The sequence below is a fragment of the Escherichia sp. KCJ4928 genome (assembly GCF_004352695.1).
Lineage (GTDB): Bacteria > Pseudomonadota > Gammaproteobacteria > Enterobacterales > Enterobacteriaceae > ECMA0423.
The window spans coordinates 1-396 of sequence record NZ_SJWV01000635.1 but is presented as its reverse complement, the minus strand read 5'-3'; the positions used below and the strand labels follow the sequence as shown (position 1 = coordinate 396).

General features: G+C 35.9%; 1 pseudogene. It reads right to left on the bottom strand.

What is annotated here, in order from left to right:
• Nucleotides 1–363: pseudogene (locus E0D98_RS25995) on the bottom strand (hypothetical protein); the annotation flags it as partial.
• Between the last annotated feature and the right edge of the window lie 33 nt (nucleotides 364–396).

The following is a 396-nucleotide window of genomic DNA, read 5'->3' as shown; positions in this document are numbered from 1 at the left end:
CTGATATGCACCTGTTATATGCCCCTTATCTTTTCTGGTAAATACAAATTTATATCTGTCATTAATCGCTTTTCTGTATTGAAGTCGTTTTGATGTAGTATCAAATGACTCCTCAACTCTGAGTTTCAGACCATAGCCTATCATCCTCTGGTCTGTAAAAGGGAATATATCGTTTTCCGTAAGACTCAGCGTCAGGCTCGTCCCATTATCAAGAATAGCCTCCTGAAGGGCTGACTTTCTTTCTTCACTTACTGTTTTTCTGTCATAGTGAAGGTTTTTTATAACATCTTTGGAAAAATAACACTGTGCTTCAGTTATAAGATAATGCATACTATTGGTATGCATTAATAAGACATCTTTCATATTTATGCCATGAAGGCGAGCTATCTGTAATAA